8 protein-coding genes are annotated in these 7062 nt (G+C 60.9%); all 8 read left to right on the top strand.

From position 1 onward, the window contains the following. Positions 1-92 precede the first annotated feature (92 nt). The 8 genes from IPG14_RS11140 to IPG14_RS11105 all read left to right on the top strand — a co-directional run bounded on the left by IPG14_RS11140 (position 93) and on the right by IPG14_RS11105 (position 6884). On the top strand, positions 93-596 hold the full coding sequence (locus IPG14_RS11140) for a hypothetical protein (protein ID WP_343391885.1): 504 nt from the start codon (positions 93-95) through the stop codon (positions 594-596). A 708-nt stretch (positions 597-1304) separates the two neighbouring features. Then, positions 1305-2258, top strand: coding sequence for a hypothetical protein (locus IPG14_RS11135; RefSeq protein ID WP_343391884.1), 954 nt, complete (start codon positions 1305-1307; stop codon positions 2256-2258). Positions 2259-2287: 29 nt separating this feature from the next. Then, on the top strand, positions 2288-2683 hold the full coding sequence (locus IPG14_RS11130; RefSeq protein ID WP_343391883.1) for a hypothetical protein: 396 nt from the start codon (positions 2288-2290) through the stop codon (positions 2681-2683). Between the two features lie 64 nt (positions 2684-2747). Further along, on the top strand, positions 2748-4496 hold the full coding sequence (locus tag IPG14_RS11125) for a DUF499 domain-containing protein (RefSeq protein ID WP_343391882.1): 1749 nt from the start codon (positions 2748-2750) through the stop codon (positions 4494-4496). Then, positions 4489-4803, top strand: coding sequence for a hypothetical protein (locus IPG14_RS11120; RefSeq protein WP_343391881.1), 315 nt, complete (start codon positions 4489-4491; stop codon positions 4801-4803). Before IPG14_RS11125 ends, IPG14_RS11120 begins: the two co-directional genes overlap by 8 nt. Before the next feature lie 88 nt (positions 4804-4891). Continuing rightward, positions 4892-5308 carry a hypothetical protein gene (locus IPG14_RS11115; RefSeq protein WP_343391880.1) on the top strand — a complete coding sequence of 139 codons (417 nt, stop codon included), beginning with the start codon at positions 4892-4894 and terminating at the stop codon, positions 5306-5308. A gap of 21 nt (positions 5309-5329) precedes the next feature. Then, positions 5330-6343: a DUF4268 domain-containing protein gene (locus IPG14_RS11110; RefSeq protein ID WP_343391879.1), complete on the top strand. Its 1014-nt coding sequence runs from the start codon at positions 5330-5332 to the stop codon at positions 6341-6343. 37 nt (positions 6344-6380) lie between these two features. Further along, on the top strand, positions 6381-6884 hold the full coding sequence (locus IPG14_RS11105; protein ID WP_343391878.1) for an HTH domain-containing protein: 504 nt from the start codon (positions 6381-6383) through the stop codon (positions 6882-6884). Positions 6885-7062: the final 178 nt, after the last annotated feature.

Here is a 7062-nt window from a genome sequence, read left to right as displayed (position 1 = left end):
GCTGCCGCCGCCCCCTCAGGAGACGAGATGCAACTACTGGAGAGCCGGCGAGGGCAACCTGGTGGAAGCCGTCCGCAAAGTGGGGCCGCTGGGTGTTGGAGCAGGTCAGGCCTGAATTGCAGCGTTTCTACCCGCCGGAACCGGATGGCGGGAGCGTGGTGGCATATCTCTGGGCCAAGACCGTTCACTGCACGAACCCCGCCTGTGGCGCTGAGATTCCGCTTCTCGCCCATCGTTGGTTAAGCCATCGCGCTGGGAAGACCCCGGTCTACTACCGCCTCCTGCCGCAGGCCGACCGCAGCCTGGATGCGCAAGTTGTAGAAGGCGTGCCGCGCGGCGAGAACCCTTCTGAGGGCACCACCGCGCGCGGTACGGCGCGCTGCCTCCATTGCCCTCAGACTCTTTCATCGGATGAGGTGAAGGCTCAGTTCAAGGCAACACAAGACGGTAGGCTGATGCTAGCGGTCGCGCTCATCAGATTGACAGACCGCAGGGTTTCATTTCGAGCCGTAACCGAGACCGATCGCGCTACTTATGAGCAAGCTCGCAATGCTCTGGACGAGGCTGGGCTGTTGCCAATGATGACCCGTTCCTGAGCCTCGTGCCGATGGATATGCCACCGGACCGCGCCTATGGCCTCTATCCTCAGTTATATGGCGTTCGAGTCTGGGGGCAGATGTTCAACGCTAGGCAGAATCTTGCGCTTGTGTGTTTTGCCCAGACAATCAGGAAAGCGCATCAAGAGATGCTGGCGTTAGGCATCGGCGCAGACGCGGCGACCGCCGTGACTCTATACCTTGCCTATACGCTGAGCCGCATGGTCTTGCGGACCTCCGAGGCAAGTCAGTGGCACAATGCTAAGGATAAAGTAGAACGAGCCACCGCCGGTCATCGACTCAGATGTTCTGGGACTATGCCGGGGCGAATCCTCTTGGTGAGAATAGCGGCAGCTGGCAATCCACGCATGACTATGCTCTCCCAGCACTCACGAGGCGTCGTGGGTGTGGGAGTTCCGCAAACACACCTCTGGGCAGATGCTACGTCTCTGAATATTCCAGATGAACACTACGACGCTGTACTCACCGACCCGCCCTATTACGATAGCGTGCCCTACAGTTACCTGGCAGACATGCAGTATGTCTGGCTCCGCCGAACCTTGCAAGACATTCTGCCTGAATACTTTCCCGCACCGCTGACCCCTAAGAACGCCGAAATCGTCCAGGACCGCGCCCGGCACGACTCAGACGCCAAAGCAAAGGCATTCTTCGAGGACAGGATGCGACAAGCCTTAAGCGAGGTCCGCGGTGCTCAAGCCCGACGGTATCGCGATGGTGATGTATGCGCACAGGCCCACCAGCGCCTGGGAAACCCTTGTCAACGCGCTCGTCGGCGCCGGCCTCCAGGTCACGGCTTCCTGGCCCGTGGAAACTCAGAATGCCTCCAAGGCTATCTGGCGCGGCGGCACCGTGCTGACGTCAAACATCATGCTAGTTTGCCGCAAACGCCAAGGCGCCAGCATCGGCTACCTGGACAAGGTCCTGCCCGAAATGCGCGAGGAGGTGCGCCGCGCCCTCGCCCGCTTCTGGGCAGCCGGCATCGGTGGCGCCGACTTCTTCGTCAGCGCCATCGGCCCGGCGCTCTCCGTCTTCTCCAAGTATGGGGAAGTGCGCTACGGTTCCGGTCAACCGGTTTCAGTCAGCAACCTCCTGACGCTGGTGCGCCAGGCCGTGGTGGAACACGCGCTCGAAGAAGCGCTCAAGGGCGTGGACGCCGGTGACGTGGATAGGGAGACTCAGTTCGCCCTGCTCTGGCGCTGGACCTACAAGCACAAGGAAGTGGAGACCGGCGCGGCCCAACTACTGGACAAGGCCACAGGCGTGGAGCTGCGTGAGGTGGAACGCTCAGGGCTTCTGGCCCGACCCGACCCCCAGCGCATGGTACTGCTGGGGCCGGACGAGCGCCCCGACCTGCTGGAAGGCGTCCTACGGCGTGTCCAGATGGGGCGCGGCTCGCTCTTGGATGCGCTGCACTGCGCCTGCATGCTCTGGAAAGAGAACCGTCGCGACGAACTCATGGAGCTCCTTACCAACCTGAACGGCGCGGCCCGGCAGGTGGCGCAGGCGCTGGCTGAACTGAACGACGGAGGCACGGAGGAGCGCAAGCTGTTGATGGGCCTGCTGGACGTGGAAGGGCCTGTCCGTGGCAAACGCCCCAAGCCTCCCAAGCAGGATGACGTCCTGCAACTACCACTGTTCTAACATTGACCCGTTTTTTCCGGAGGATTGCCATGAGCCCAATACCCTGGTGGCAGAATGTCACGCCACACGCTGACGTGCGTGAAGGACGCATTGACGAAAGCCTGTTTGCGGCCAGCCTCGAAGGGGTGCAGTTCGCGGGACAGCCGCCGGACGAGTATTCCAAGGCCGAGGTTTTCTTTCGTAAAACCTACCTCACTGAGGGCCTGCGCAGCCTGTTGACCAAACTGCTGCGGCATGTGGCAGGCGTGGCGGCCGCCAACCCGGTCGCCACGCTCCAAACCAGTTTCGGTGGCGGCAAGACGCATACCGAGCTCGCCATCTATCACCTTCTGGAGCACTCTGACGAATCGCCCAAGGTTGACCAGGTGCGTGAGTTGGTGGAAGCCGCCAGCCTGTCTCGCCCCCTGCCTGTCGGATCGTCGTGATGTCGGGCGTGGACATCAACCCATTGGGACGCAAAACCGGGGAGGGGTTGCACATCAGAACCATGTGGGGGGAGATGGCTATCAGCTTGGCGGCGCGGCCGCCTTTGCAATGGTTGCCGCTAATGATGAGAAACTGGTCTCGCCGGGTGTGGCGGACCTGACCCGGCTCCTGGATGCCTATGGCCCGGCGGTGATCCTCATGGACGAAACACTGCACTATGTGGATAAGGTCTCCCAACTCGTCGGCGTTTCAGGCAATCTGGCCGACAACACGGTTGCCTTCCTGCGTGAGATGACCGATGCGGTACGCACCGCGCCGCGCAATATGATGGTGGTATCGCTGACCGCCAGCAGCCTGGAGCAACTCAGCAGCGATGCGATGCATTGGCTCGACCACCTGAATCAGCAGGTGGCCCGTGAAGATACCAAGCACACGCCCGTGGAAAGGACCGAAGTCCATGATATCGTGCGGCGACGGTTGTTTGAAAGCGTAGACGAGAAGACGGCAGCCCGCGCAAGCCAGGCCTACCACGACCTCTACATCAACACGCCCGGTTTACCCTCCTCGGTGCTGGGTGATGAATACCAGCGCCGGATCGAACGCAGCTATCCCTTTCATCCGGAATTGGTAGATATCCTTTACACCCGTTGGGGCGCCAGGGCGAAATTCCAGCTCACCCGCGGCACTTTACGTTTTCTTGCCTACGTACTGGCCACCTTGTGGAAGGACAGGAGTGATGACACACGCGTCCTCATTCATCCCATGGATGTGCCGCTGTCTGAGGTGAACCTGCGCGCGATGACGCGCGAGGTGTCCGGCGATCCGGCCTGGGAGTCTGTCCTGGGCACCGATATCGCCGGCACGACGAAAGATCAGCCGTCCAAGGCGCGGACACTGGACCTGGAGTATCCCACGCCGGGCTGGCCTCGCCTGGCAGAAGGCACGGCCACGACGATCCTCCTCTACAGCCTGAGCGGCGGAGAGAAGCCACACGCACGGTCCGATGAATTGCTGCTGGCTTGTACGCGTCCCAATTTGCTGGCGGCGCAGTGTGAGGACTCGTTGAAGCGCCTGCACGACCGGTTACATTACCTCTACTACACCGAAGCCACAGACCAGTTTCGCAAAGAACCCAACGTCGTCAGTTTACAGCAGACCCACCGCGCCAACCTACAGGGCTCTGACGAGGCTGATGCCTTCATTCGCAAAGAGGTCAAGGATCGTTTCCTGGGCCAGGTTGGCAACACCGGCTTTGCCTGGTTCGACTTCATGCCCAAGACTTCTGAAGTCATACCTGAATCCGAGGATCTAAAGCTTAGGTGCTGGGGACTGACTATCTTGTCAGGCAAGAGAAGCTTGGCGACAAGGGCAAAACAAGACCTGCTGGCCATGGTGGAGTTTCGTAGCGCGGCGGCGCGCATCAACTTGAATTCCCTGGTTTTCTGTCTGGCCGATGAGGAGGGGATGCGCCAGGCGCAAGATCAGGCGCGCGAATACCTGAGTTGGCGAAAAATCCAGGACGACGCCGGTGAGTGGGAGCGCATCGGCGGCGCGCAACAAGAGATTGTCAAACAGAAGCTGACCGACAGCACAGGCGCTGTGCGCAAGGCGATCCCCAGCGCGTTCAGTTGGGCCGGTGTGCCAACCGCGATCCCGGCGACCAATGGCGGTGGCTCGAAACTGGACGTGTCGTTGACGAAGCTGGGGATCTACATCGCCGGCCAGACCATCGTTCAGCGCGTATGGGATCGCCTGACGAGCAAGGGCACCGACCAGATCTCTACAAGAGCTAGGCCCCGAACACATGCTTGAGCGTTACGGGCGCTATCTCTGGCCCGAGACGGAGCTCTGGGTCACGGAAGACCAATTGTGGCAGCGGTTCTGCCGGCAGGTCGCGCTACCCATGCTGGCAAGCCGGGGTGTGTTGAAGGAAACTCTCAAGGCCGGTCAGCGGCTCGGCATTTTTGCTTTGGGGCAGCTCGCTGATGAGAAGGCTGACCGCAACCAACGAGACAGCTACATTGGCCTGTTCCTCAAGGAGGAAATGCCCTACAACGTGCCCCCTCCAGGGCCAGCGTTGGCTGGTCATGCGCGAGGAGCTATACCGCCGTTTGCTTGACAGCCCTGTGCCAGTGACGGCTGCGGACGTTCGGCCTCTGCTGGAGCCGTATGCCGAACGAGGGAAGCCAGTGGAGGTGGGTCTCCTGGTGGACCAGGTCACTGGACTTCATAACGGCAAAGTAGATCCAACATCGGTTCGGACGGCAATTGCTGAGGCTCTAAAGAGCCAACACATGGTTTACAGCCTGAGCATTGATGGAAAGAGCTTGGCTGATTTGCCCGTCCATATTGGAGAAGACACTGCCGGCTACTTCGTCCTGCCTACAACCGGTCCCGAACCGCCGAAGCAAGGCCGCGTGATCCAGGTTTCGGGAGCCATCACCATCGGCCAATTGCCGCAGTTGTTCAACAGCCTGCTCAAACCGCTCAACAGTCAGAACCCGGCGGACTTTACCATCAGCATCGAAGCCACGGTGCGTTATGAGAAGGATCCCGGCAGCGCGTTCGATGCCACTGAAGGACAGCTTCAAGCAGGAGCAGTTCCCGAAAATCAAGATGGTTGATAGTAAAGAGATCTGACCCTGGTGGCTGACTTTGCAATCTCGCGCATCCTGAAAACGCCGCTTAACAGCCACGCAGCTACATCGCTGGAGCACTCCATGCACATCGCTCGTCTGACCCGCGTCCCACTGCGTGAACTGTGGGCGCACGAGGCCAGGGACTTTACGACCTGGCTCGCCGAGAACCTGGACCTGCTGGGCGAGGCGCTCGGCATGCCTCATCTCACCCTGGTGCAGCGCGAAGCCGCGGCCGGCGTCTTCTCGGCTGACATCCTGGCCGACGACGGTCAGGAGCGCCTGGTCGTGATCGAGAACCAGCTTGAGAGCACGAATCACGACCACCTGGGCAAGCTGATCACCTATCTCAGCAACCTGGATGCCAAAATTGCGGTGTGGATCACCAGCGCACCGCGCCCGGAGCACGAACGCGCCGTGCATTGGCTGAATGAGATTCTGCCGGCAGACATGGCCTTCTATTTGTTGCAAATAGAGGCGTATCGCATTGGCGACTCGGCGCCGGCGCCGAAGTTCACGGTGGTGGCTGGCCCAACGCGCGAAGCGCGTCAGGCCGGCGAGCAGAAAAAGGAGCTTGCCAAACGCCACGTACTACGCATGGAATTCTGGAAGCAGCTTCTGGAACGCGCGAAGGCAAAGGACACAACTCCACGCCCGCATCGCCTCGAGCACCGAAAACTGGATCAGCGCCAGTGCAGGCAGGAGCGGCCTCGGGCACAACTATGCGATTCATCGGAAGACGCCCAGGTTGAACTCTACATTGACCGCGGCAACGCCGAGCAGAACAAGCAGCTCTTCGACGCGTTCTATGCCCGCAAGGAGGAGATCGAGATGGCCTTCGGTGAACCGCTGGAGTGGCAACGAATGGACGCCAAGCGCGCCTGCCGGGTGCGGTTTCTGCTTCTTGGCGGTGGATTGCTGGATCAACGCCGGTGGCCTGACATCCAGGATCAAATGATTAATGCCATGATCCGGCTTGAAGGGGCATTCAAGCCTCACATTCAGCGGCTAAATCTCAGCTAACGACCGTCGCACGCTCTCTTGCCGGAGGATTACCACCATGACCTATCTCGACGCTGCGTACTCCATCCTGCATGCTGCGGGCCGGCCGCTGCGCTTCGAGGAGATCACCGAGGCCGCAGTTGGGGCGGAAGCTGATCTCGCCCCAGGGTTGACGCCCGAAGCGACGATGGCTTCGCGGTTGTACATTGACTCGCTGCAGGAGGATTCACGCTTCATGCGCCGGCAAGGGGTCTTTGGCCTGGTGCAATGGCGGCGGAAGGGAATCGAGGCGCAGGTGGAGAAGATCAACCGGGCCACGCGCGAGCAACTGCATGGTCTGCTGCTGGAGATGCCGTCCGACCGCTTCGAGGCGTTGATCGGGGAGCTGTTGATCCGCATGGGTTTCGACGAGAGCACGGTGACAGTCACCCGGCGCAGCGGCGACGGCGGCATTGATGTGACTGGCCTTTACCGCGCCACCGGCTTGACAGGCGTCAGCGCGGCCGATGGAGCCAAGCGCTGGGAAGGCCAACGTGCAGAGCGCCCACGGTGGCTTCGCTGAGTTCCTGCAGGTGCGGCGGCAAGGAATCATCATTTCCACCGGCGGCTTCTCCAAAATTACCGCGCGTGGGAGCCACAGCGCCGAACAAATCCCTACATTAGCCTGATCAACGGCCAGGGGTGGTGGAACTGCTGAGGTCGGGCACCGGGTCGGCGTGCGTGAAAAACCCCTGCCGGTC

Origin of the sequence: Candidatus Amarobacter glycogenicus, from assembly GCF_016704105.1 — a bacterium.
GTDB classification, from domain to species: domain Bacteria; phylum Chloroflexota; class Dehalococcoidia; order Tepidiformales; family Tepidiformaceae; genus Amarobacter; species Amarobacter glycogenicus.
This window is presented reverse-complemented; position numbering and strand designations above follow the sequence as displayed.

Coding starts and splice junctions, on each gene's coding strand:
- IPG14_RS11130 (WP_343391883.1), top strand. CDS start 2,288: ATGAGCCCAATACCCTGGTGGCAGAATGTCACGCCACACGCTGACGTG.
- IPG14_RS11120 (WP_343391881.1), top strand. CDS start 4,489: ATGCTTGAGCGTTACGGGCGCTATCTCTGGCCCGAGACGGAGCTCTGG.
- IPG14_RS11105 (WP_343391878.1), top strand. CDS start 6,381: ATGACCTATCTCGACGCTGCGTACTCCATCCTGCATGCTGCGGGCCGG.